This window comes from Pseudomonas sp. Irchel 3E19 (assembly GCF_900187585.1).
Taxonomy (GTDB): Bacteria; Pseudomonadota; Gammaproteobacteria; order Pseudomonadales; family Pseudomonadaceae; genus Aquipseudomonas; species Aquipseudomonas baetica.
Genome location: NZ_FYDT01000014.1, coordinates 17,832 through 41,602 on the forward strand (window position 1 = coordinate 17,832; position 23,771 = coordinate 41,602).

Here is a 23,771-nt window from a genome sequence, read left to right on the forward strand (position 1 = left end):
GGTTCTGGAAGGTTGACCCCGAACAGATGATGGCCAGGCCACTGGATGTGCTCCGCGAATCGCTGGAGCACGCGCAACGGATCAATGCGATGCAGCAGGTGCAGTGATGGCAGACACAGATAGCAAACCGAAAACATCGGTGCTGATTACCGGCATCGATGAGCTGTCGCCCAAGCTCGGTGCCCTCCGGGCCAAGGTCGAGAGCTTCAAGAAAAATCTCGAGCAGACCGGTCTGGGCAAACTCGACATCAGCGGGTTGTTCAAGGGCGGCAGCGTGATCACGCCGTTCGTGGACGGTATCAAGTCGGCGGCAGCCTTTCAGGGCAAGTTGGCCGACGTCAGCGAGACGGCAAAAACCGTCGACCTGCCCGCCGCGCCGAAAGCCGCTGCGCAGAACATGAACGTGTTCAGTGCGTCGATGGAAAAGGTTTCGGCCGCCGTCGATGCCGCACTGGTGCCGGCGGTCGGCGCACTCGTGGTCGGACTGGAACCGATGCTGACCCAGGTCGGCAGCCTGCTCGCCGATAACCCGAAACTGGTCGAAGGCCTGGCGGCGGGGGCAATTGCCTTCTCCGCCATGCAAACCGCCGTCACCGGCATGACCCAAGTGATGGACGTGATGAGCATGGTGCTCAAGACCAATCCGATCATGTTGATCGCGATGGGCATCGCGGTGGCGGCCGGTTTGATTTATGCCAATTGGACGCCGATCAGCGCTTTCTTCAAGGGCCTGTGGGAGGGCGTGAAAAACATGGGGGCGAGTGCGATGGCGACGTTGCGCTCGATCCTCGATTGGCGCCCGCTGGATGCACTGGCGGCGTTGTGGTCACCGATCACGGGATTCTTCTCGGGCATCTGGGACAAGGTCAAAACCGTCACCGCGCCGGTGATCGACTTTTTCAAATCGGTGTTCTCGTGGACGCCCGCCGGCATGATCCTGGAAAACTGGGCGCCGCTGACGGGACTGTTTTCGGCGATCTGGGAATTGCTCAAGGCCTTGAGTGTGCCGGTGATGGCGTTTCTCAGAAACCTGTTTGATTTCTCGCCGATGCAGATGATCAGCAGTGCGTGGGGCGGTGTTGTCACGTACTTCGAGCCGATGTTCGCCGGGCTGCGAAAAGTGGCGCAGTCGACTAAAGAGTTCTTCGTTTCGTTGTTCGACTTCTCGCCGATGCAGATGATCACCAGCGCTTGGGGCAGTGTCGTTGCGTACTTCCAGCCGTTGTGGGCGGCACTGCAATCGGCTGTACAAAGCACCCGAGAGGCTTTGCGGACGTTGTTCGATTTTTTCCCGATGGAAATGATCACCAGCGCCTGGGGCGGTGTCGTTGAATTTTTCGAACCGATCTGGATGGCTCTGCAAACGTCAGTGCAACAGGTCAAAGGCTTTTTCACCAGCCTGTTCGAGTGGTCGCCGCTGGAGCAGATTGCGCAGTACTGGCAGCCGATCGGTGAAGTATTTTCGGCGCTGTGGGATGTACTGCTGGCGTTGTCCGCGCCGGTCGTGGATTTTCTGCACACCCTGTTCGAATGGATGCCCCTGGATCAGATCATCGAGAGCTGGGGGCCGATCACCGAGTGGTTCGGCGAGTTGTGGCAAAAGCTGCAAACCGTCATCGCGCCGATCAAGGAACTGTTCGACGGTGGTTTCGCCGGGTTGATCGCCAAGGTCACCGGCAAGGTCGAAACCCTGACCCAAGCGCAACGCCAGACCAATGCCGAAGGCAAAGGTGAATTGGCCCCAGCGTTTTTTGGCGCAAACCCTCAAACGCCGTCCACCGGGGCGTTGCAGGGCGGCTCCTTGCCGCAATCTTCCAGCGCCCTGATCCAGCAAAGCGCCGCCAATAACCGTACGCAACTCGAAGGCGGCCTGACCGTGCGCTTCGAAAATGCGCCGGCGGGGCTGCGTACCGATCAACCGCAAAGCAATCAACCGGGCCTGGCGCTGTCTTCGCGCATTGGCTATCGCTCGCTGTCGGCAGGAGGTTCCAATGAACTGGCGTGACCGTTTGTTGCCGGCATCCTTTCGCGGTGTCGGGTTCTGGATCGATCAGGCGAAAACCCCGGTCGGTCGCAAGGGTCAGTTGCACGAGTATCCGCAACGCGACCTGCCGTATTTCGAGGATCTTGGCCAGCAGGCCAAGACCCATGATCTGACGGCCTTCATCATCGGCGCCGATTGCCTGGAGCAGCGCGACAAGTTGCTCAAGGCACTGGAGGCGGGCAGTGGTGAACTGGTGCACCCATGGCTCGGCCGCCTGCAAGTCAAGGTCGGCGAATGCGACATGACCCACACCCGCCAGGACGGCGGTCTGGTGACTTTCGCGTTGAAGTTTTACCCCGATAAACCGCTGCCTTTTCCGACCGCCAACGTCAGCACCCAGAAAGTTCTGTTGGCCAAAGCCGACACACTGTTGGGTTCGGCAGTGGCGCGCTTCGAACAGGCGATGACCCTGATCAAGGCTGCGCGAATCGGCATTGCCAATCTGCGCAACAGCCTTACCGGGGTGTACGAGGTGATCAAGGAACAGCTCAAACCGCTGATCGAGCAGTACCGGCAGATCACCGAACTGGTCAAAGCGGTCAAGGAATTGCCCAAGGAAGTGGCGGCCGAGTTCAAGGGCTTGCTCGGCGATATCAAGGAGCTCAAGGAATTCGCGAAGGAAGGCTATCGTGGCGTGATTGCCGACGTGTCCCAACAACTCGAAGCCATCCGCAAGGCTGATGCGCCGAAGATCACCACCGGCAAGGACACCAACGCGGCGGCGCAAGCCATGGCCGATCTGGTGCAGGACACCCTGCTGGTGAAAGTGGCGCAATGGGTGGCGTCGATGCCGATAGCGACCCCCGCGGTGAAATTGTCATCGACACCGTCGGTGGCTCAGCAGGCGGATCAACCGGTGACCCGTCAGGAAGTGCCGGTGACCGATGAGATGAAAGCGCTGCAGAAGGCTATCGGGGCGGCCATTGATCCGATGCTGGACAAGGCCGATCCCAAGCATCACCAGGCAATCAATGATGTGAAGGAAGCGCTGATTGCGCATCTCAAGGCAGTGGCGTCATCCGGTGTGCGACAGGTCAGTAAGTCGTTCCAGGAAAGCCTGCCGGCGCTGGTCGTGGCCTACAAGCAATTTGCCGATGCCACACGGGTGACTCAAGTGACTCAGAGCAACGCGATGAACCATCCGGGCTTTTCACCTAACGATGTGAAAGTGTCCAGGGAGTAAGCCATGAGCGAGATGGATAATCGCGTCACGCTGACCGTCAACAACATGGAATACGGCGGCTGGAAAAGCGTGGAAATCAGCGCTGATCTGGAGCGCCAGTTCCGCACCTTCAAACTCGACATCACCTGGCAATGGCCGGGGCAGACGGTGGATCAGCGGATCAAACCGGGTGACCCTTGCGAAGTGAAAATCGGCAAGGATCTGGTGCTCACCGGTTACGTTTTCAAGGCGCCGATCAGCTATGACGGTCGGCAGATCAGCCTGAGTATCGAAGGCAGTTCCAAAACCCAGGACCTGGTCGATTGCGCCGCCACCAACCGACCCGGTCAATGGCAGGAACAACCGTTGCTGACCATCGTGCAGGCGCTGGCGATGGAGTATTCGCTGATGGTGGTCAACGAAATCCCCGAGACCTCAAGGCTGGCCAAGCACACGATTGTGCCGGGTGAGACGGTGTTTCAGTCGATCGACCGGTTGCTCTCGCTGTTTCGGGTGTTTTCCACCGATGACGCGCAGGGCCGGCTGGTGCTGGCCAAGCCCGGCAGCGGTGGTCGCGCCAGCGATGCGCTGGAACTGGGCAAGAACATTTTGTCGGCCAACGCACCGATGGATCAGAGCCAGGTGTTCTCCGAATATCGGGTGATCGGCCAGCAAAAAGGTTCGGACAAGAAGAGCGGGGCGGCGGTCAGCGAAGTTGAATCGACGGCGGCTGACCTGACCTTCAAGCGGCGGCGCACCACGATCATCAACGAGGGTACCGCGCTGACTTTCGAACTGGCCCAGCAGCGCGCCCAATGGGAAAGCGCCACGCGCATGGGCCGGGCGCAGTCCACCACTTATCAGGTGCAGGGCTGGCGTCAGTCCAACGGTGATCTGTGGCGCCACAACACGCTGGTCAAGGTCAAGGATCCGGTGCTCGGGTTTGATGGCGACATGCTGATCTCCAAGGTCACTTATTCGCTGTCGGCACAAGGCTCGGTGACCACGCTGCAAGTGGCGCCGCCGCACACCTTCGATCCTGATCCAACACCCCCGAAAAAAACCTGAGCCTGACACCGAACCCCTGTGGGAGCGGGCTTGCTCGCGAAAGCGTCGGTAGCTCCAACACCCTATTGACTGACCCACCGCTTTCGCGAGCAAGCCCGCTCCCACATTTTGTCCGTGTCGGGTCTGCTCCTTGAGGACACCCCATGAGCCTACTGACACGCCTGCTGGCGCGCGGCACTGTCGTGCTCGCCAATTCGGCATCCAAGCTGCAATCGCTGCAAATGCGCCTCACCGCCGGGGAGGTCAACGACGACCTCGAACACTTCGAACCCTATGGCTTCACCAGTCATCCACTGGCTGGCGCCGAGGGCGTTGTCACCTTCCTCGGCGGTGATCGTTCCCACGCCATTGCTCTGGTGGTCGCCGACCGCCGCTATCGCCTGCAATCGCTGGCGCCCGGTGAAGTGGCGATCTACACCGACGAAGGCGACAAGATTCACTTCAAGCGCGGGCGGATCATCGACATCGAAACCGCCACGCTGAACATCCGCGCCAGTACTGCCGTGAACTTCGATACGCCAGTGATCAACCAGACCGGCAAGATCGTCTCCACGGGCGACCAACTCGCTGGCGGCATCAGCCAGATCAAACACGTGCACGTTGGCGTGCAGGCCGGCAACGGCCAGACCGGTACGCCGGCAGGAGGCAAATGATGTTCATCAGCCAGAACCTCCATGCCGCGCTGACCCGCGCCGTGCTCATCAGCCTGTTCACCTGGCGCCGCGCCGCCGATGACGACGCCCTCGACGATGACGAACGCTACGGCTGGTGGGGCGACACCTTTCCCACCGTCGCCGACGACCGCATCGGCTCGCGGCTGTGGCTGTTGCGGCGAGTCAAGCTGACCCGACAGACCCAGATGGACGCTGAGTTCTATGCCCGCGAAGCCTTGCAGTGGCTGCTCGACGACGGCCACTGCAGCGCCATCGACATCATCAGCGAACGCCTCGACGCCCAGCGCCTGAACCTGCGCACGGTCCTGACCCTGGCCGACGGCGAACGTCTGGACATCAACCCCGATAACAGTTGGCAGGTGATCTATGCCGTTTGAAACCCCTTCGCTGCCGGTGCTGATCAAGCGCACCCAAAGCGACCTGGCCGGCGATTCGCTGCGCCAGTCCGATGCGCAAGTGCTGGCCCGCACCCTGGGCGGCGCCGCTTATGGCCTGTACGGTTATCTCGACTGGATTGCCGAGCAGATCCTGCCGGACAAGGCCGATGAATCGACCCTGGAACGCATCGCTGCATTGCGCCTGAACCAGCCGCGCAAACCCGCGCAGGTGGCTACCGGCAGTGTGAGTTTTACCGCGACCGCCGGTGCGGTGCTCGACGTCGATACGCTGCTGCAATCAAGCGACGGTCGCACCTACAAAGTCAGCGCTTCGCGCACCACGGTGAATGGCAGCAACAGCACCACCATCGCTGCGCTGGATGCCGGCAGCATCGGCAACGCCGACGCGGGTTTGGCGCTGACGCCGGTGCAACCGATTGCCGGTGTTGTCGGCAACAGTTTCGTGGTGCTGGCACCCGGGCTTAGCGGCGGTGTGGCGCGGGAAAGCCTGGAGTCGCTGCGCTCGCGGGTGATCCGTTCCTATCGCGTCATCCCACATGGCGGCTCGGCCAGCGACTACGAAACCTGGGCGCTGGAAGTGCCGGGCGTGACCCGCGCATGGTGCCGTGGTGGTTTGCTCGGGCCGGGCACGGTAACGGTGTTCATCATGCGTGACGAAGACCCGCAACCCGTGCCGAACGACGAGCAACTGGCCGAGGTTCAGGACTACATCGAACCGCTGCGCCCGGTCACCGCCGAGGTGCATGTGCAGCGGCCGATTCAGGTGCCGGTGGTCTATCGCTTCAAAAGCGTCAACCCGGACACCACCGCTGTGCGCGCCGCCGTCGAAGCGCAGTTGCGCGATTTGCACAACCGCGAGGCTGACCTCGGCGTGCCGTTGTTGATCAGCCATATCCGCGAAGCCATCAGCAGCGCCGGTGGCGAATACGATCACACGCTCACCGCGCCGGCCGCTGACGTGCCGGCGGGGCGAAGTGAACTGCTGACCTTCGGAGGTTGCGTATGGGGGGCATAAGAACCGCCGCGCAATACCAGGCGCAACTGCGCGCCTTACTGCCGAGCGGCCCGGCATGGGACCCGGAGCGCGTACCGGAACTGGAGGAAGTGCTGCAAGGCGTCGCCGTCGAACTGGCCCGCCTTGACGCCCGCGCCGCTGACCTGCTCAACGAAATGGACCCGGCCGGCGTCAGCGAACTGGTGCCGGACTGGGAGCGGGTGATGGACCTGCCCGACCCATGCCTGGGCGCCACGCCACTGTTCGACGACCGCCGCCTCGCCGTGCGCCGCCGCTTGCTCGCGGTCGGCAGCCAGGCCGTCGGCTACTACCTCGAAATCGCCAAGAGCCAGGGCTACCCCAACGCCACCATCACCGAACACGAAGCCCCGCGCATGGGCCGTGCACGGTTCGGCGCGGCGCATTTCGGCACATGGGAAGCGCAATTCATGTGGACGCTCAACACCGGCGGCCGCCTGCTGCTTGGCCGGCGTTTCGGCGCGAGTTACTGGGGCGAGCGCTTCGGCGTGAACCCGGGCTCGGCGCTTGAATGCCTGATCCACCGCAGCGCGCCAGCGCATACCAAGGTGCACATCAATTATGACTAGGGAGTGATGGGATGGATTATCCAAACAGTGTGCCCAGCGCCGGGTTGGTGAATGGGAAGTTCGTTGATGAAAACCCGTTGATGGGGACGCCGGGGTCGTTGATTCCGGCGGAGTGGGGGAATGGGGTTACGCAGGAAATTCTCAACGTGATCAAGGCCGGGGATTTGACCCCGGACGAGAAGAAATACGATCAGTTGTTGCAGGCCATCCAGAGTGTTTCGGCCAAGGGCTGGAATCTGGATTCGGCGTTGCCGCTGTCGGCGTTGCCTTTGCCAACCGTTGCCACGGCAGATGCCCGGTTGCCGATTACGCCGGCAGCCGCATCGGCCAGTGGCGGGCGAGTGTCGGTGCCGGCGGGTGTCTACGTCAGCATTGGCCAGGAAGTGGTGGCCGGTCAGTTGGGGCGTTCGCGTACGTTCACGACTCAGGCCTGGAGCAGTGCAGACCTGTTGCCTAGCTCAAGCTATTTTCTGCGGGCGCAGGTGGTGGGCGGTGTGCTGAGTTTCTATACCCAGCGCGGGACGATTTTCGACGTGGCGCCCGAGTCTCTGAAAGGAACGGCCAACGGCGCTGCTGGCGGTGGTTTCCAGAGCTCGGTGCTGGATATGTGTTTGGCTTGGGTGGTCACCGGTGCGCCGGGCTCCGTGCCGACGGTGCGTGCGATCTACAACCGGGCGCGCTTGACCTGGACTCAAACTGTCAACGGCACCGGTGCGGTGTTTCTGCCGCTGGATCCCCATGCCCGTGCAGCTCGGCTGGTGGTGGGCAATCCGACGCCCTCATCGACGGCCGTCACCAGCGTCGCGTTTCCGGCAACGGGATGGGCTGGAGGCAACTACAGCTACCTTTCCCCCGTTTCAACGGGCGTTTCCAATAATGCGGGAGGCTGGAACCCGGCCACTTTGCAACCTTGCGTGATATTCACCAACAATATTCTCTACGACGTCACGGTTTCGACGCTGACCGCCAGTTTTGATCACGCCAACCTGCGCTCGCTCTGGCAGTCCTATCAGGCCGAGCACAATCTTGGGCAAGCCAATGCCGACAGTGATGAATTGCTCTTCAGCATGGGGATCAAAAGTCATCCGCTGACCGACTACAGCGCCGGCATCGCGATCAATTTCGGGGAAGCCGTGAACGTCCAGTTGCAGTGGGAGCTCATTCGATGATCGTCATTCAGGAACTCCATCAGATTGACGGCGAGTTGCGCCCCGCGCAGCCGTCTGCCGCCCATGACTGGAACGGCGAACAGTGGGTCGTCAATCCGGAAAAAGTCGCGTTGCTGGAACAGCAGGAAGCCGAACGTTTGTGTGCCAGGGTCGATGCAGCCGCCGACAGTGCCCGCACACAACTGGCCGGCGACCCGCTCAAAGCCATGGAATACGCCCAGGCTGCCGCCGATGCTCAAGCCTATCAGGACGCCGGTTACCCGAAGAAAGAAGTACCGCTGTCGGTCGCTGCCTGGGTGATCAAAGGACGCACAGCCAAACAGGCTGCCGAGCAGATTCTCGGCAAGGCCGATCAGCTCACCAACCATTTGCTGACCCTGCGCACGTTGCGCCTGAAGGCGAAAACACAGATCCGTACTCAGGCAGCCAAAGGCAAGGTCGAGCTGGCTCGCAGCGCCGCCGATGAGGCGATTGCGGCAATCCGCGAACTGGTCAGCCAACAGGCCGGTTAAAACGCCAATCTGCTTCAGCCAAGCCCACTTCACCGTGGGCTTTTTTATTTTCAGAAACTGACCGTGGACGAGCTTGCAATGGCAGCGCTCGGGACGCGGTTCATTTGTATTTCAGAGGAATGAAAGACCTATGGATTATCCAAAAAGCGTCCCCAGCGTTGGCCTGGTCGATGGCCGCTTCGTCGATGAAAACCCGGTGGCGGGCACGCCGGGTTCTTTGATTCCGGCGGTGTGGGGCAACAGTGTGACTCAGGAGATCCTGAGTGTGATTAGCGGTGGCGGGCTGGTGGCTTCTGAAGCGGACAACAGTCAGTTGTTCAAGGCGATTCAGGCGATTGTCGGGAATGCCAGTCCGATGCGTTCGGTCATCACGCGCGTAGGCACGTCGAGGTTGTTGACCGGTGAAGAGCTTGGTCTGGTTTTGATTGATGCCGGGGCCGGATCACTGAGTGTACGTCTGCCGCCAGCCAATGCCAGCTTAGGAGTACGTGACGTCATTGTGCGGCGTGTCGATAACAGTGGTAATCGCTTGGTCGTGCAAAGTTCAAGCGGCGATGTGATCAAGTTTCACACCCACCTGAATGCTTCGGGTTATCCGTTTCTCGTTTTGATGGGAGCGGGTGACTGGTGGCATTTACGCAGCGATACAGTGGGTAATTGGTGGCCAGTCGGTCGTCTGGACGGTTCCTCACTCGGGTACATCGCCTTTGAGACCACGCTGGCAGTACTGCCCGGTGGCTATGCCGCGCTGAATGGATCGTTATTGAATCGCTCGGAATGGCCATGGCTCTGGGATCACGCGCAGCAGTCGGGCATGTTGCGTTCGGAGGCCGATCGAGGTGGTGCGTGGACGCCTGGAGACGGCGCCACGACTTTTCGTCTGCCAGAAGCCCGTGGCGAGTTTTTGCGCGTACTGGCCGAAGGCGGTCTGGTCGATACCGGGCGTACACCGGGGTCTTGGCAAAAAGGCTCTTTGGTTCAGGGCGACAATGGGATTGCCGACAATATTTTGTTCGCGACACACATCATTTCCCAGAAGACCCAGTTGGGTCTCGACATGGGCAACTACGCCGATTACGCGGGTGCGACAGTCAAATACATCACACCAGCAGCGCCGGTTACGCCAATTGCGGATTCTGAGTTGCTGAACCATGGCGGTATCACGCGTCCTCGAAATATTGCCTATCCGGCTCGAATCAAACTTATCTGAGGTGCCCCATGTTTAATTATCTGATTGATCACTTGGGCGTCTTGAATGGCCCTGTTGAATTTGCTGTTACACCAGGCCTCGGTGTCCAACTGCCGAGTAATGCCGTTCAACTTTCATTCAAGTTACCAGCGCCTGAAAGTGGCCGCGTCTGGACACTGGTGAACAACGTTCCCCGTGAAGTGATAGACCGTCGAGGAGTGGTGTATCGGAAGGAAAACGGAGTAAAGCAGATATGGAGTGAGCCGGGAGAGTTACCAGACGAACTCACTGCCGAACCGTGGCCGGGCGACGGTTACTTCTGGATCGACAACACTTGGAAACTCGATGAAACCGCGCGCGTATCTGCGATCAAGGTCGATGTGTTCCGCTTGCGAGACACGTTACTTCGTGACGCCGTCCTGCGCATCGCCCCCCTGCAATACGCCGAAGACATCGGCGATGCCAGTCATGACGAACAGCTTCTGTTGATCGAATGGAAACTCTACAGCGTGGAGCTGAACCGCATCGAGAAACAGGCTGCTTTCCCCGAGGAAATCATCTGGCCCGTTGCACCCGGAACGACGGTCAACACCTGATTCACAAACACAAGGAGAAGTACAGTGGACTATCCAAATAGTGTCCCGAGTGCCGGCTTGCTCAACGGCCGGTTTGTTGATGAAGATCCGATCGCCGGCAAACCGGGATCGTTGATTCCGGCCAGTTGGGGCAATGGCATTACGCAGGAGTTGCTTAATGTCATCCAGGCCGCCGGCCTCACCGCGTCAGAAGCCAAAACCGATCAGTTGCTGACGGCCTTGCGCAGCAACCGATTGTTTGCAACACCGCCACAGTTTGATAACAGCCAGAACGTTGCCACCACCGGGTTTGTGAACCGCAGCGGTACGCAGTTTTCCGGATTTTCGACCTATGCGACCAGCGCTGCTTTGACAGCGGCTCAAGCGGGCGGAGTGGTGAGTTTCTACAGCAGCACGGCGGTCACTGCCACGATGCCGGTTACCACCAGTGTCATGAGCACAAGCACGCTGACTATCCTTAATCTTGGCACCGGTGTGCTGACGATCAACCCGGCGCCGAACGACCGTATTGTCAGCAGCAATACGGTGGGATCGCTGGTACTGGGTATCGGTGACTCCGCGCAGTTGTTCCGTACAGGCGGCGACTGGCGCCTCTACGGCGGCTCGGTCAGCGACCGGTTCGCGTCGGTTCATTCAGGTGTCTTTGGCGATGCCGGCTATCAGCGGTTTGCGAGCGGCGTTATCGAGCAGTGGGGGGCGGCAGTTTCGGACGCCAATGGCGATGTCAATGTCGTATTCCCTATCGCTTTCCCCAATGCATTCAGCAACATCGTGGCGACTCATGCCGGGGGCGATAGCGCCATGGTTATTCTGAATGGCAACCCGCCGGCAAACAAATTCGGGTGCCATCTGAAAATTCGCAGTTATCTCGGCACGGTCTCGGCTGGCTGGACTGTCCACTATCAGGTGAAGGGTTATTGAATGAACGTCTACAGTGTTCTCTTCAGCGCCAGCACCCGGGGCGTTTATGTACCGGGTATCCATTTGTCGGACATTCCCGACGACGTCATTGAAATTCCTCAAGCCTACTGGACCTCGCTGCTCCAGCAACTGGCGGTCTCTGCAAAAGTCATTGGTGTACGGGCGGATAACGGCTTTCCCATTCTCGTTGACCCGCCGCCTCCTTCAGCAGAGGAAGCCGCCGATGCTGAGCGTCATTGGCGCACCGCGCAACTGGCCGCCACTGACGGTCTGGTGGCCCGTGATCGCGATGAGCTGGAGGACGGCGGCGGCACCACATTGACCACCGAGCAATATGCTCAATTACAAACCTATCGACGTGAGTTGCGGGACTGGCCGCAAGGTTCTTTTTTCCCGTTCAGCGAGCATCGGCCGGTAGCGCCAAGGTGGTTGGCTGGTGCGCTGTAAGTCATCAAGGATGTTGAAATGGATTATCCCAAAAGCGTTCCCAGCGTAGGGCTGGTGAATGGCAAGTTCGTCAATGAAGATGCCGTCGCCGGTTTGCCCGGATCACTGATCCCGGCAACCTGGGGCAACAGCGTTACCGATGAACTTTTGAACGTCGTCAAATCGGCGGGTCTTGAACCCAGTGAAACCGATGCGACGCAGCTGGTGCAGGCGCTGAAAAAAATCAGTCAGGCCGGTGAAGACAAACATGCGACCGATATCGGTGCGGCCAATCTGTACATGGCCAATTACGTGCCCGCCATCAGTGTTTTGAAGGATGGTCTGGCACTGCGCTTTACTGCCGGTAACGCCAATGCCGGGGCGAGTACCTTTGCACCGAACGGGTCGATGCCCAAGCCGCTGGTGAGCCTGGCGCTGAGTGCATTGCGGCCTGCGGAAATTGTTGTGGGGAGTGTGTGCTCGGTAGTGTATAGCGCGGCACTGGACAGTTGGGTGCTGGTATATGCGAGTGGCGGTAAAGGTTTTAGCGGTCGGCTGTTGGCGGTGAAGACGTTTACCGCGTCCGGTAACTACGTGCCGACGGTGGGGATGAAGAACGTCTTGGTCACGGTAGTCGGCGCAGGTGGTGGCAGCTCGGGAATCGGCGCGACGAACGCTACTCAGGTTTCTCTCACAGGAGGTGGCGCTTCAGGTAGCTACGCACAAGCCTGGTTATCATTTGACGTAATCGGGCAGAGCCAAATCATTACAGTGGGTGCGGGGGGCGTGGCGGGTGGGGTCGGCATTGGCGGGGGGAGCGGCGGAACAAGTTCGCTTGGCTCACTGGTTTCGGCCACCGGCGGTGGCGGTTCTCCTTGGAGTACACCACTCACGCTGCCTGGTTTCGGCCTGTATGTGGGCGGATTTCCCAGCCAAACCTCAAGTGGGGGCAACCTGATCAATTCGTCAGGAGCGGCCGGCAGCCCTGGAATGTGCCTGAGCGGATCAACACTTGCTGGGCACGGCGCAAACTCACCTCTTGGCAGTGGTGGTTATGCGAGCAGCGTCTCGTTGAGCGTGGCTGCACCCGGCTCCGGTTATGGCTCAGGCGCGGGCGGGATCGCTAATACAACCAATCAGCCGGGTAGACCGGGTGCAGCAGGTGCCACCGGTGCTGTAATCATCTACGAGTACGCCTGATGAGAACTTACGCACGCATCGTCAACAACACGGTGGTTGAGTTGTTCTCGACCGATGGCAACATGGCGGAGATGTTTCATCCGGATTTGTTCTGGGTCGACATCAGCGATATCACGCCGGCCCCTCAAATTGATTGGACAGCCAACTTCGGCACACTCGGTTGGGTGTTCGCAGCGCCAGAAGAAATTGCCCCGGAGAGCCTCCTGAAAACTCTGGCAAAAAAATGGCTGGCAGGCATTAGTGCCCAACCATGATTCAATCCCGGCATCCAGGGAGGATTACGCATTATGCAAATAACTGAAAACAACCTTTTAAACATCATGCCCAACGCCCGCTCTCAAGCGGGCGTTTTTGTTTCTGCGCTCAATAGCGCCATGGCCAACCACCGCATCGATACGCCTAAACGTGTCGCTGCATTTCTTGCGCAAATAGGCCACGAGTCGGGCCAGTTGCAGTATGTGCGCGAGTTGGGCAACAACCAGTACCTGAGCAAATACGACACCGGCACTCTGGCGTTACGTCTGGGCAATACGCCTGAGGCCGACGGTGATGGGCAAAAGTACCGCGGACGCGGACTGATCCAGATCACCGGACGCGCCAACTATCGCCAATGCAGCCTTGGCTTGTTCGGTGATGAGCGCTTGTTGTCCTTGCCGGAACTGTTGGAGCAACCGCAATGGGCCGCCGAATCTGCCGCATGGTTCTGGGAAAAGAATGGTTTGAACGAACTGGCCGATCGCGACCAGTTCAACACCATTACTCGCCGCATCAACGGCGGGTTGAACGGCCTGCAGGATCGCCTGGAAATCTGGGCGCGGGCGAGGGCGGTGCTATGCCAATCCCCTGGCGAGTGATTGGTGTCTTGCTGCTGGCCTTGGGGGCGGCGGCGCTGGCCTGGCAGTTTCAGGACTGGCGTTACGGTCGGCAGTTGGCCGAGCAGGCTCGGTTAAACGCCGAAACCCTTAGTCAACAGACCACGGCCGCCGCCACGGCACAACAGGCCGAGCAGGATAAACGTCTGGCACTGGAGCAGCGGCTCGCGGCCAGTGAACGAACCCACTATCGAGCGATGAACGATGCCCAACGTGATCAGGATCGCCTGCGCGATCGTCTTGCCACTGCTGATGTGCGCCTGTCAGTCCTCCTCGACGCCGGTGACATTGCCGCAGGTTGTGCGGTGCCTGCCTCCGCCGGCACCGGCGGCGTGGATCATGCAACCGTACGCGCCCGACTTGAGCCGGCGCATGCTCAACGAATTATCGCCATCACCGACACCGGCGACCGCGGACTGATTGCCCTGCAGGCCTGTCAGGCCTATGTCAGAGCGCTGGCGCCCGAACATTTTGAATAAGCTTGTATATTGAAAGCGCAACCGGCTCGTGTACGGTGGTACCCATTCCATCCGATCCGGAGCGCACCGTGAAAGAGATCACTCAACTGGCTGCCGAGCTGGGCCGACGTCTGCAAGTGCTCAACGCCCACGTCACCACCGCCGAGTCCTGCACCGGTGGCGGGATAGCCGAAGCCATCACGCGCATTCCAGGCAGCTCGGCGTGGTTCGAGGCCGGTTACGTGACGTACTCCAACCGGCAGAAAACCCAGCAACTGAATGTGCCGGCCGAGTTGTTCGATACGGTAGGTGCGGTCAGTCGCGAGGTGGTCGAATCGATGGTGCAGGGCGCGCAGAAACACAGCCTGGCGCGGTTTGCCGTGGCGGTGAGCGGCGTGGCCGGTCCTGACGGCGGCACGCCGAACAAACCGGTGGGCACGGTGTGGCTGGCCTGGGGCGTCGGCGACGTGGTTTCCAGTGAGGTGCAGCACTTCCCCGGCAACCGCGATGAAGTCCGCCGACAAACGGTGAAGGCCGCGCTAGAGGGGCTCCTGCGACTGGCGGCACGAGAAATCGAAAATCAGGGGTAGGCGATCCGCGAACGCTGTGGAATAATACTGGCTACTTATACAGGTGTTGGCCGTCAGGCCTTATTGATTACGTGAGGACTTTAATGGACGACAACAAGAAGAAAGCCTTGGCTGCGGCCCTGGGTCAGATCGAACGTCAATTCGGCAAGGGTGCCGTAATGCGTATGGGCGATCAGGACCGTCAGGCGATCCCATCCATCTCCACTGGCTCTCTGGGTCTGGACATTGCACTCGGCATTGGCGGCCTGCCAAAAGGCCGTATCGTTGAAATCTACGGTCCTGAATCTTCCGGTAAAACCACACTGACACTGTCCGTGATCGCCCAGGCGCAAAAGGCTGGCGCGACCTGCGCATTCGTCGATGCGGAACACGCCCTCGACCCTGAGTACGCCGGCAAACTGGGCGTCAACGTCGACGACCTGCTGGTTTCCCAGCCGGACACCGGCGAGCAAGCCCTGGAAATCACCGACATGCTGGTGCGTTCCAACGCCGTTGACGTGATCATCGTCGACTCCGTGGCTGCACTGGTACCGAAGGCTGAAATCGAAGGCGAGATGGGCGACATGCACGTGGGCCTGCAAGCCCGTCTGATGTCCCAGGCGCTGCGTAAAATCACCGGTAACATCAAGAACGCCAACTGCCTGGTGATCTTCATCAACCAGATCCGCATGAAGATCGGCGTGATGTTTGGTAGCCCGGAAACCACCACCGGTGGTAACGCGCTGAAGTTCTACGCTTCGGTTCGTCTCGACATCCGCCGTACCGGCGCGGTGAAGGAAGGCGACGAAGTGGTCGGCAGCGAAACCCGCGTCAAGGTTGTGAAGAACAAAGTGGCTTCGCCGTTCCGTCAGGCCGAGTTCCAGATTCTTTACGGCAAGGGCATCTACCTCAACGGCGAGATGATCGACCTGGGCGTACTGCACGGTTTCGTCGAGAAGTCCGGCGCCTGGTATGCCTATGAAGGCACCAAGATCGGTCAGGGTAAGGCCAACTCGGCCAAGTTCCTGGCAGACAACCCGGAAATCGCCGCCAAGCTCGAGAAGCAACTGCGTGACAAGCTGCTGGCGCCAGCAGCAGACGTCAAGGCTTCGGCGACCCGAGACAAGGTCGACGATATGGCCGAGGCCGACATCGACGTTTGAAGTCTTTGAATGACACTTGTACTGGATACCCTCGTCGCGGTGCGGCGAACCGCCATGGACCTGCTCGCACGTCGCGAGCACGGTCGAGTCGAACTGACGCGTAAACTGCGTCAGCGCGGTGCTCCGGCGGAGATGATCGAAACAGCCCTCGACCGTTTGACGGAAGAAGGGCTGCTTTCCGAAGCCCGTTATCTTGAAAGCTTTGTTTCCTACCGAGCGCGTTCCGGCTATGGCCCTCTGCGAATCCGCGAGGAACTCGGCCAGCGCGGCCTACAACGCGCTGATATCGAACTCGCCCTGCGCGAAAGCGGTATCAGTTGGCAGGAGCAACTTCAGGAAACGTGGCAGCGAAAGTTCTCCGGACATCTGCCGATCGATGCCAAGGAACGGGCCAAACAAGGCCGCTTCCTTGCCTATCGTGGCTTCTCGATGGAGATGATCAACCGCTTGTTCAGCGGTAGAGCAATGGACGATTAAGACGGTTAAATAAAAAACGGCCCGCTATGAAAATAGCGGGCCGTTTTTTTTTGCCTTTTAAATGGCTTTCGACGGTTCTCGATTGCGTTGCGCGGTCTGTGGTTTGGAGTGGGCCCAGTTTTCCGGCAAGTTGATGTAGTCCACCAACTCCCTCAGACGCCCGTGATTCCTGGCGTTGAAAGCAAAGGCCAACCGCGTCAGGTGGCTGAACTGCGCTTCATCGTGTTCTTCGCCAGCGTAGGCGTGTTGATGGAACTGGTCGCTCAGGCAAAGATCGGCAAAGGCTTCCTGCATATGCTCCAGCGCCTGGTCGCTGAGCTTGTGATTCATGCGGATCACGAATTGGCGCTTGAGCCAGCGGCTGGAGTGGAAGTTGCTGTAGAACTGGTTGATCTGTTCCACCGCTTCCTCGACGGTGTAGACCAGCCGCATCAGCTTCGTGTCGGTTGGCAAAATGTAGTGGTTGTCTGCCAATTGCTGGTGGATGAAATCCATCGCCCCCTGCCAGAACGTGCCACCCGGCGCATCGAGCAATACCACCGGTACCAGTGGGCTTTTGCCGGTCTGGATCAGCGTCAGCACTTCCAGCGCTTCGTCCAGCGTGCCGAAACCGCCCGGGCACAACACCAAGGCATCGGCTTCCTTGACGAAGAACAACTTGCGGGTGAAGAAAAAGTGGAAAGGCAACAGATTGCCGGTGCCGCCCACGGTGGGATTGGCATGTTGCTCGAAGGGCAGGGTGATATTGAATCCCAGGCTGTGATCCCGGCCAGCACCTTCATGTGCGGCGGCCATGATGCCGCCACCGGCACCGGTGATGACCATCATGTCGGAACGTGTCAGTGCCGCGCCGAGTTCGCGAGCCATCGCATACAGTGGATGTTCGACTGGCGTGCGCGCCGAGCCGAACACGGTGACTTTGCGTCGCCCCTTGAATTGCTCCAGCACCCGAAACGCCTGTTCCAGTTCGCGCAGGGCTTGCAGGGTTATCTTGGCGTTCCAGCGATTGTGATCTTCCTGGGCCATGCGCAGCACGGTCAGGATCATGTCGCGGTAGATGGGGAGATTCGGGCTGTTGGGTGAAACATGGTTGAGTTGTTCTTCGACCTTGCTGATGAGGTCGGGGCCGCTCTCTTGAAAATGACGGCTGAGCAGGTCATTCGGTTGGTAAGGCATTCAACGTCTCCTTCTGCACAGAGCCTGTAGCGCTGACGAACGGCGTCAGTGCCGCGCTGCAAAAAAACACAATCGGCAGTTCCTTTCCTGCCGCTGACAACTGATCGGGAATACTCTGAATCTAGACCCTTGCGCGTCTTCGTGCTGACTTGATCATGGCGCTGCAAAGTTCTGCATGGCAACCGCTTGTGGAATTTTGCGCCAAGGCGTCACCGCTCGTCCGAACGTGCGCCGGGCAGTAAACCCTCTGATTAACTAATGTACAGGCACCGGACGACAACTTCGCGTCAACAGATGTACGCAAGGCGCACGCTATTCAAGGATTTGTGGGTGGCAAGGAGGCGGGACACATGGTCAGAGTGATTCTGGAGATCGATACGCAGCTGTATCGGATGTTGAAGGCGTCAGCCGAGACTAACCAAGTGAGTCTCGAGGAGGAGTGTTGCCGAAGGTTGGCAGGCGGAGAACGCCGATCGCGTTATTTACAGGCGCTGGTGGCCGAATTGCGCGCCGAGGATGAACAGCGGCGCGCCAACTCACGATGATTACTTTTTCTTGGCAGGAGCGGCTTTCGGGCAATCGGCGTCCTGATAGCTGGCCGAACCGATGGCACGATTGGTCTTGACCTCGGTGAAGTCGTAACGCATCACGGCACCCTTGGCCATCAATTTGCGATAAGACGGGTTGTTGCACACCGAAGCACCCAACTGGAAATACACGGCTTTTGGGTCCGCGCGCATCTTTTCAGCATGGCTTGCCTGCACGCTCAGGTGGTTGATCAGTGTGGTGCCTTCAACGGTGTAGCCCTGATCAAGAATGTCTTCATTGATTGCCCGTGGCGTGCCGACGCTGCTTTGGGCGGCGACGTTGCGCAGCTCTCTGTTCAGATTCTGCTCACTCAAGGACGCAGCCTGAGCGGTGAAGGACGACGCCAGCAGAATGGCAGCGGTGGGAACGATAAGGCGCAGCATGAAACTCTCCTGGTTCAGTGACTGGTGGTTCGACCAGCCACGTGACTGTGCGTTCAGTGGCCGCGAATTATAGGGGAGCCGGTCTGGACGGTACAGGGTTGTGCCCGTTGCTCTGGTAAACTGCCGGTCTTTATTGCCCTGCCGAGTCTTGTTCGTGTCGAGTTTCCCTGTCTGCCGGCCTTGCCTGCGATGAACCATGCCCCCAACGCCGTAGCCCGCCTGCGCGATCAGCGCGAAGACGAGGGCATCAAGCCGATTCAAGCCCGGGGCTTTCGCTCCGAGCGTTGCCGCGACTGCCGCGTGATCATCAGCCATTGCCTGTGCGCCTGGCGGCCAACGGTCGACACCCGTTCCGGCGTGTGCCTGATCATGACCGGCAAGGAAGTGTTCAAACCGAGCAACACCGGTTGGCTGATTGCCGATGTGGTGCGCGATAACCACGCGTTCATCTGGTCGCGCACCGAGCCCGACCCGCAGATGCTGGCGCTGCTCAACGATCCACAATGGCAGCCCTATCTGGTGTTTCCCGGCGAATACGTCGAGCCGTCGCGCGTGACCAACACCGTTGCCCCCGATAACAGCAAGCGTCCGCTGTTCATTCTGCTCGACGCGACCTGGACCGAGGCACGCAAGATCTTCCGCAAGAGTCCCTACTTCGACCGCTTGCCGATTCTCAGCCTGCTCCCCGACAAACTGTCGCGCTATCGCTTGCGGCGCTCGACGCGCAGCGAGCACCTGTGCACCGCCGAAGTTGCCGCGTTGTGCCTGGAACTGGCGGGTGACAGTGACGCCGCGTCGGCGCTTGACGCCTATTTCGACGTGTTCAGCCAGCATTACCTGGGGGCCAAACAGCAACTGGACGTGAATGAAGCCACGCCGGCTCACGCCGAGTTGCAACCCTATATACGAAAGCCGCAGCCGGAGTTGGCCCAATAGTGGCCCATACTGTATGCAGCGGCGGCCGTGCTGCTTGACCACCCGGTTTTCGCTGGGCATGCTTGGCGCCGATTAGGGTGCGGCCAAGGTTTGAAACGCCGTGTTTGCTGGTTATTGGCGTTGAACGTGCCCCTGTAGATACCGCTATAAGGCGGCATCTTGAGTTGCTTTGGCCAGACCCGAATGCACCGGGTCTGCCATCAAAAACAGGATCATTTGAAAAATGGCCACATACGACATCCTGATTGCCGATGATCACCCCCTGTTTCGTAGCGCTCTGCATCAAGCGGTGACGCTGGGCCTTGGCGCGGACGTGCGACTGGTGGAAGTGGCGAGCATCGCCGAACTGGAGACGCGCCTGACCGAAAAGGCTGATTGGGATCTGGTCCTGCTGGATCTGAACATGCCCGGCGCATTCGGGTTTTCCGGGCTGGTGATGTTGCGCGGACAATACCCGCAGATTCCGGTGGTAATGGTCTCGGCGCAGGAAGAAGCCTCGGTGATGGTCAAGTCCCGTGAATTCGGGGCCAGTGGCTTTATTCCCAAGTCCAGTGGCCTGAGCGTGATTCAGGAAGCAGTGCGTAAAGTGCTCGATGGCGATGTGTTCTGGCCGCCGCAGGCGTTCGAAGCGGTCAGCGTTTCCGCCGAAGCCAAGGCCGCCAGCGATGGCCTGGCGAGCCTGACGCCCCAGCAGTTCCGCGTATTGACCATGGTGTGCGAAGGCCTGCTGAACAAGCAGATTGCCTATGAATTGAGCGTGTCGGAAGCGACCATCAAGGCCCACGTTACGGCGATCTTTCGCAAGTTGAATGTGCGTACCCGGACGCAGGCTGCGTTGCTCTTGCAACAACTTGAGTCAATTCCGAGCCAATAAAGCCTGGCGCCTTCACGCTTTTTTGACTTTCGTTGATCTAGTTTTCCCATTCCTTTTTGGTTGGTTTCTACCTTATGTCACCTTTCAAGGGCCAGACCGGCCTGAAACGCATCCTTAACGCTTCTGGTTACTCGCTGGACGGCCTGCGCGCAGCCTTCACTGGCGAAGCGGCGTTCCGTCAACTGGTGCTGCTCAACGTGGTGCTGATTCCGCTGACATTCTTCCTCAATGTCAGCCGCGTCGAACAGGCGCTGCTGATCGCCGTGTGCTTGCTGGCGTTGATTGTCGAGTTGCTGAATTCGGCGGTGGAAGCGGCCATTGACCGTATCTCGCTGGAACTGCACCCACTGTCCAAGAACGCCAAGGACATGGGCAGCGCCGCGCAATTCGTGGCCTTGAGCATGATTGCCCTGGTCTGGGCAGTGGTTCTGCTTTAAGCAATCGTCGGCAAGACGATCTCGTCGCTGCGCTGCACCCCAGCGGTGAAGGCGCGGCACAGGTCAAGAAATTCGCGCATGGCCGAGGTCTGGTATTTCTGCTTGTGCCAGATGAAGTAGAACTGCCGCGCCAGATCCAGATCCGGCGTCTCCACCGCCACCAGACTGCCGCGGCGGAAGGCATCTCGCAGAGCCAGCCGCGAGATGCAGCCAATCCCCAGCCCCGATTCCACCGCGCGTTTGATCGCTTCGGTGTGCTCCAGCTCCAGACGGATATTCAGCGCACTGCGATGGTGACGCATGGCCTGATCGAAGGTCAGGCGCGTACCGGAACCCTGCTCTCGCAGAATCCACGCTTCGTGCGTCAACTCTTCCATGGTCGCGCTGCCGCGTTTGGCCAGCGGATGCTGCGGCGCGCAGAACACCACCAGCTCATCTTCGACCCAGCTCTGCACTTCGATGTCCGGGTGGCTGCAATCGCCTTCGATGAGACCCAGATCAATTTCATAGTGAGCGACTTGTTGCACGATATTGGCCGTGTTCTGCACGTGCAGCTTCACCTGACTTTCCGGGTGGCGCTGCATGAAACTGCCAATCAGCAGGGTGGCCAGATAATTGCCGATGGTCAGCGTTGCCCCCACTGATAGCGAGCCGAAACCGGATTTGCCGTTGAGCAGGTCTTCGATTTCCTTGGATTGGTCGAGCAGCGCCACGGCTTGCGGCAGCAACTGTTTGCCCAGGGCGTTGAGACTCAGCCGTTTGCCGGCACGGTCGAACAGCTGGCAGCTGGACTGGCGCTCCAGTTCGGTGATCGAAGTGCTTGCCGCCGATTGCGAGAGGTTGAGCAGACCCGCAGCACGGGATACGCTTTCCTGCTGGGCGACAGCGACGAAGACTTGCAGTTGACGGAGAGTAAATCGCATATCGATATAACCGATAACCCTTATCTTAATAATCCAGTTAACAGATATTGTCAGCGCTATTAGAATGCGATGCAATTGCGCACCATCGGCATTTTTTCAGCCCAGAGCAAGCGCAGAGCCAATATCCAGGAGTCAAACGTACATGAGCAACATGAACCACGAGCGTGTCCTCAGTGTTCATCACTGGAACGATACCCTGTTCAGCTTCAAGTGCACCCGCGACCCGGGCCTGCGTTTCGAGAACGGGCAGTTCGTGATGATCGGCCTGCAACAACCAAATGGCCGCCCGCTTATGCGCGCTTACTCGATCGCCAGCCCGAACTGGGAAGAGCATCTGGAGTTCTTCAGCATCAAGGTGCCTGATGGCCCGCTGACTTCGCAGTTGCAGCACCTGAAGGAAGGCGACGAGATCATCATCAGCAAAAAGCCTACGGGCACGCTGGTACTGGATGACCTGAAACCTGGCAAACACCTTTACCTGCTCAGCACCGGCACCGGTCTGGCGCCGTTCATGAGCGTGATCCAGGACCCTGAAACCTACGAGCGTTTCGAAAAAGTGATCCTGTGCCACGGTGTTCGCTATGTGAATGAAGTCGCCTATCGCGAATTCATCACCGAGCACCTGCCGCAGAACGAGTTCTTCGGCGAAGCGCTGCGCGACAAGCTGATCTACTACCCAACCGTGACCCGCGAGCCGTTCGAGAACGAAGGTCGTCTGACCGACCTGATGCGCAGCGGCAAGCTGTTCAGCGACATCGGCCTGCCGCCGATCAACCCGCAGGACGACCGCGCCATGTTGTGCGGCAGCCCGAGCATGCTCGACGAGACCAGCGAAGTGCTCAACAGCTTCGGCCTGACCGTGTCGCCGCGTATGCGCGAGCCGGGTGACTACCTGATCGAGCGTGCGTTCGTCGAGAAGTAAGCCCCACTGAAAAAGCCCCCATTGTCTGAATTGGCAATGGGGGCTTTTTTATGCCCGCGACATTCACCTGTAGGAGCTGCCGCAGGCTGCGATCTTTTGATCTTGCTTTTGAAGAGCAAAATCAAAAGATCGCAGCCTGCGGCAGCTCCTACATTGGGTGCGGGTTCACGCGCTGGCGGGGATGACTTCGAGGACGCGAATCTGTTCAGGCGTCGGGTAATGCCAGCGCACGTCGAGATCCCAGAACTGCGCACCGTACTCACGTTCCGGCGCCGGGGTCTGATAGGCCGGGCGCGGATCCTGTGCCAGGCATTGCTCGATCAACTCGACCAGTGGCTCGGCAAGGCGCTGGGCGTGGGTGTGCGCCTGTTGCAACGCGGCATCCGTCCACTGCACGTCAATCAACTGCGGCGCAGCGCTGGCGATGCTGTTGGAGGCGCTGGTGATGATGTCGGCGTAAGGCACGTAGGGTTTGATGTCGAGAACCGGTGTGCCGTCGAGCAAGTCGATGCCGGAGATGAACAGGCGGTTGGCTTCGACCTTGTCCAGTTTCACCACGGATTGGCCGATGCCATTCGGGCGGTGGGTGGCGCGGGTCGCAAAGACGCCCATGGACTTGTTGCCACCCAGACGGGGAGGGCGGACTTTCAGGCGCGGTTTTTCTTCCAGCGCCTGATGGAAGAGGAACAGCAGCCAGACATGACTGACCTGCTCCAGACCCTGCACGGCGTCACCCTGATCGAACGGCGCTACCAGTTCCAGCACGCCACGCGCGGCGGGGGCCAGTTGCGGCTGGCGGGGGATGGCGAACTTCTCCTTGAAGCAGGAGCGCACGAAGCCGATGGGGGAGACGCTGTAAGTCATGGTTGAGAGTCAGAAGCGGGATCAGGGCGGGCATGATAACCCGGCGGGCCCCAAGACTGGTGGTAGCAGGACCGGCCTCTTCGCGAGCAGGCTCGCTCCCACAGTTGACCTGTGTCGTAAACAAAATTCCTGTGGGAGCGAGCCTGCTCGCGAAGGCCGCGCCGCCAA

The 23,771-nt window shown here is 59.6% G+C and carries 29 protein-coding genes; 25 read left to right on the forward strand and 4 right to left on the reverse strand.

Annotated elements, in window-relative coordinates; all coding sequences use genetic code 11:
• Positions 1-106 precede the first annotated feature (106 nt).
• From CKW18_RS11345 to recX, 20 genes are all read left to right on the forward strand, one after another.
• Entirely contained in the window at positions 107-2,005 is a 1,899-nt protein-coding gene (locus tag CKW18_RS11345) for a phage tail protein (protein ID WP_095188874.1), read from the forward strand.
• A complete protein-coding gene (locus tag CKW18_RS11350; RefSeq protein WP_095188875.1) occupies positions 1,992-3,227 on the forward strand; it encodes a DNA circularization protein in 1,236 nt (411 codons plus the stop codon). Before CKW18_RS11345 ends, CKW18_RS11350 begins: the two co-directional genes overlap by 14 nt.
• Before the next feature lie 3 nt (positions 3,228-3,230).
• Entirely contained in the window at positions 3,231-4,274 is a 1,044-nt protein-coding gene (locus tag CKW18_RS11355) for a phage baseplate assembly protein (protein ID WP_095188876.1), read from the forward strand.
• Between the two features lie 143 nt (positions 4,275-4,417).
• Complete coding sequence (locus tag CKW18_RS11360; protein WP_095188877.1) at positions 4,418-4,927, forward strand: phage baseplate assembly protein V; 510 nt, start codon at positions 4,418-4,420, stop codon at positions 4,925-4,927.
• The gene (locus tag CKW18_RS11365) at positions 4,927-5,325 is read left to right on the forward strand and encodes a phage GP46 family protein (protein WP_095188878.1); all 399 of its coding nucleotides are present in this window, start codon (positions 4,927-4,929) and stop codon (positions 5,323-5,325) included. Before CKW18_RS11360 ends, CKW18_RS11365 begins: the two co-directional genes overlap by 1 nt.
• On the forward strand, positions 5,315-6,361 hold the full coding sequence (locus CKW18_RS11370; protein WP_095188879.1) for a baseplate J/gp47 family protein: 1,047 nt from the start codon (positions 5,315-5,317) through the stop codon (positions 6,359-6,361). The genes CKW18_RS11365 and CKW18_RS11370 overlap by 11 nt, the downstream gene beginning before the upstream one ends.
• Positions 6,349-6,948 carry a YmfQ family protein gene (locus CKW18_RS11375; RefSeq protein WP_095188880.1) on the forward strand — a complete coding sequence of 200 codons (600 nt, stop codon included), beginning with the start codon at positions 6,349-6,351 and terminating at the stop codon, positions 6,946-6,948. Before CKW18_RS11370 ends, CKW18_RS11375 begins: the two co-directional genes overlap by 13 nt.
• Positions 6,949-6,959: 11 nt before the next feature.
• Positions 6,960-8,117 (forward strand): phage tail protein, encoded by a 1,158-nt coding sequence (locus tag CKW18_RS11380; RefSeq protein ID WP_095188881.1) that lies wholly within the window; start codon positions 6,960-6,962, stop codon positions 8,115-8,117.
• Complete coding sequence (locus tag CKW18_RS11385) at positions 8,114-8,629, forward strand: phage tail protein (RefSeq protein ID WP_095188882.1); 516 nt, start codon at positions 8,114-8,116, stop codon at positions 8,627-8,629. The genes CKW18_RS11380 and CKW18_RS11385 overlap by 4 nt, the downstream gene beginning before the upstream one ends.
• 130 nt (positions 8,630-8,759) lie before the next feature.
• Positions 8,760-9,839: a phage tail protein gene (locus CKW18_RS11390; protein ID WP_095188883.1), complete on the forward strand. Its 1,080-nt coding sequence runs from the start codon at positions 8,760-8,762 to the stop codon at positions 9,837-9,839.
• An 8-nt stretch (positions 9,840-9,847) separates the two neighbouring features.
• Positions 9,848-10,414, forward strand: a complete 567-nt coding sequence (locus tag CKW18_RS11395) for a tail fiber assembly protein (RefSeq protein ID WP_095188884.1) — start codon at positions 9,848-9,850, stop codon at positions 10,412-10,414.
• A 24-nt stretch (positions 10,415-10,438) separates the two neighbouring features.
• Complete coding sequence (locus CKW18_RS11400) at positions 10,439-11,335, forward strand: phage tail protein (protein WP_095188885.1); 897 nt, start codon at positions 10,439-10,441, stop codon at positions 11,333-11,335.
• Positions 11,336-11,782, forward strand: a complete 447-nt coding sequence (locus tag CKW18_RS11405) for a phage tail assembly chaperone (protein ID WP_095188886.1) — start codon at positions 11,336-11,338, stop codon at positions 11,780-11,782.
• A gap of 18 nt (positions 11,783-11,800) precedes the next feature.
• The gene (locus tag CKW18_RS11410; protein WP_095188887.1) at positions 11,801-12,961 is read left to right on the forward strand and encodes a hypothetical protein; all 1,161 of its coding nucleotides are present in this window, start codon (positions 11,801-11,803) and stop codon (positions 12,959-12,961) included.
• Positions 12,961-13,215 carry a hypothetical protein gene (locus tag CKW18_RS11415; RefSeq protein ID WP_095188888.1) on the forward strand — a complete coding sequence of 85 codons (255 nt, stop codon included), beginning with the start codon at positions 12,961-12,963 and terminating at the stop codon, positions 13,213-13,215. The genes CKW18_RS11410 and CKW18_RS11415 overlap by 1 nt, the downstream gene beginning before the upstream one ends.
• A 33-nt stretch (positions 13,216-13,248) precedes the next feature.
• A complete protein-coding gene (locus CKW18_RS11420) occupies positions 13,249-13,815 on the forward strand; it encodes a glycoside hydrolase family 19 protein (protein WP_095188889.1) in 567 nt (188 codons plus the stop codon).
• A gap of 270 nt (positions 13,816-14,085) precedes the next feature.
• The gene (locus CKW18_RS31480) at positions 14,086-14,253 is read left to right on the forward strand and encodes a lysis system o-spanin lipoprotein Rz1 (RefSeq protein WP_371857625.1); all 168 of its coding nucleotides are present in this window, start codon (positions 14,086-14,088) and stop codon (positions 14,251-14,253) included.
• Positions 14,254-14,380: 127 nt separating this feature from the next.
• A complete protein-coding gene (locus CKW18_RS11430; RefSeq protein WP_095188891.1) occupies positions 14,381-14,881 on the forward strand; it encodes a CinA family protein in 501 nt (166 codons plus the stop codon).
• Positions 14,882-14,964: 83 nt separating this feature from the next.
• Positions 14,965-16,023, forward strand: a complete 1,059-nt coding sequence (gene recA, locus CKW18_RS11435) for a recombinase RecA (protein WP_095188892.1) — start codon at positions 14,965-14,967, stop codon at positions 16,021-16,023.
• Positions 16,024-16,032: 9 nt separating this feature from the next.
• Entirely contained in the window at positions 16,033-16,500 is a 468-nt protein-coding gene (recX, locus tag CKW18_RS11440) for a recombination regulator RecX (protein WP_095188893.1), read from the forward strand.
• Positions 16,501-16,557: 57 nt separating this feature from the next.
• On the opposite strand, the gene CKW18_RS11445 is transcribed toward recX, so the two are convergent.
• Complete coding sequence (locus CKW18_RS11445) at positions 16,558-17,676, reverse strand: TIGR00730 family Rossman fold protein (protein WP_095188894.1); 1,119 nt, start codon at positions 17,674-17,676, stop codon at positions 16,558-16,560.
• A gap of 350 nt (positions 17,677-18,026) precedes the next feature.
• Between CKW18_RS11445 and CKW18_RS11450 the strand changes: the two genes are divergently transcribed.
• Positions 18,027-18,221 carry a hypothetical protein gene (locus CKW18_RS11450; protein WP_095188895.1) on the forward strand — a complete coding sequence of 65 codons (195 nt, stop codon included), beginning with the start codon at positions 18,027-18,029 and terminating at the stop codon, positions 18,219-18,221.
• Here CKW18_RS11450 and CKW18_RS11455 read toward each other — a convergent pair whose 3' ends face one another.
• Positions 18,222-18,647, reverse strand: coding sequence for a PA3611 family quorum-sensing-regulated virulence factor (locus CKW18_RS11455; protein WP_095188896.1), 426 nt, complete (start codon positions 18,645-18,647; stop codon positions 18,222-18,224). It abuts the gene before it with no gap.
• Between the two features lie 189 nt (positions 18,648-18,836).
• Here CKW18_RS11455 and CKW18_RS11460 point away from each other — a divergent pair, with 189 nt between their 5' ends.
• The 3 genes from CKW18_RS11460 to CKW18_RS11470 all read left to right on the forward strand — a co-directional run bounded on the left by CKW18_RS11460 (position 18,837) and on the right by CKW18_RS11470 (position 20,894).
• Positions 18,837-19,583, forward strand: coding sequence for a tRNA-uridine aminocarboxypropyltransferase (locus CKW18_RS11460; protein ID WP_095188897.1), 747 nt, complete (start codon positions 18,837-18,839; stop codon positions 19,581-19,583).
• Positions 19,584-19,806: 223 nt separating this feature from the next.
• Positions 19,807-20,457: a response regulator transcription factor ErdR gene (gene erdR, locus CKW18_RS11465; protein WP_095188898.1), complete on the forward strand. Its 651-nt coding sequence runs from the start codon at positions 19,807-19,809 to the stop codon at positions 20,455-20,457.
• A 74-nt stretch (positions 20,458-20,531) separates the two neighbouring features.
• Positions 20,532-20,894, forward strand: a complete 363-nt coding sequence (locus tag CKW18_RS11470; protein WP_095188899.1) for a diacylglycerol kinase — start codon at positions 20,532-20,534, stop codon at positions 20,892-20,894.
• Here CKW18_RS11470 and CKW18_RS11475 read toward each other — a convergent pair.
• Positions 20,891-21,817 carry a LysR family transcriptional regulator gene (locus tag CKW18_RS11475; RefSeq protein WP_095188900.1) on the reverse strand — a complete coding sequence of 309 codons (927 nt, stop codon included), beginning with the start codon at positions 21,815-21,817 and terminating at the stop codon, positions 20,891-20,893. The genes CKW18_RS11470 and CKW18_RS11475 overlap by 4 nt on opposite strands.
• Before the next feature lie 142 nt (positions 21,818-21,959).
• On the opposite strand from CKW18_RS11475, the gene fpr reads away from it, so the two are divergent.
• The gene (fpr, locus tag CKW18_RS11480; protein WP_002554680.1) at positions 21,960-22,739 is read left to right on the forward strand and encodes a ferredoxin-NADP reductase; all 780 of its coding nucleotides are present in this window, start codon (positions 21,960-21,962) and stop codon (positions 22,737-22,739) included.
• 165 nt (positions 22,740-22,904) lie between these two features.
• Here fpr and tsaA read toward each other — a convergent pair whose 3' ends face one another.
• Positions 22,905-23,603 carry a tRNA (N6-threonylcarbamoyladenosine(37)-N6)-methyltransferase TrmO gene (gene tsaA / locus CKW18_RS11485; RefSeq protein ID WP_095188901.1) on the reverse strand — a complete coding sequence of 233 codons (699 nt, stop codon included), beginning with the start codon at positions 23,601-23,603 and terminating at the stop codon, positions 22,905-22,907.
• Positions 23,604-23,771: the final 168 nt, after the last annotated feature.